The organism is Streptomyces sp. URMC 126 (assembly GCF_051386555.1).
In the GTDB taxonomy this organism is placed as follows: Bacteria; Actinomycetota; Actinomycetes; order Streptomycetales; family Streptomycetaceae; genus Streptomyces.
In genome coordinates this window covers 1-241 of the sequence record NZ_JBPQTX010001272.1, presented here as the reverse complement: position 1 = coordinate 241, position 241 = coordinate 1, and the positions used below count along the sequence as shown (strand labels likewise).

Genomic DNA, 241 nt, shown 5'->3' with positions numbered 1-241 from the left:
ACTACAAGCAGTACCTACTGCCGGGCATCATGGGTCAGACTATCGTGTTCACCGCGTTCATCGTCGCCACCGGTATCACCGCCGACATCGAGAAGGGCATCATCGACCGTTTCCGGTCGCTCCCCATCCGACGGTCGGCAGTGCTGATCGGACGCAGCATCGCGAGTCTGCTGCACTCGTCGATCGGCATCGTCGTGATGGCACTGACGGGCGTCATCATCGGCTGGCGGATCACCACGTC

General features: G+C 61.4%; 1 pseudogene. It reads left to right on the top strand.

Annotation, left to right across the window (positions count from 1 at the left end):
• Nucleotides 1-29: 29 nt before the first annotated feature.
• Nucleotides 30-241 (top strand): annotated as a pseudogene (locus ACSNOK_RS35940) (ABC transporter permease); the annotation flags it as partial.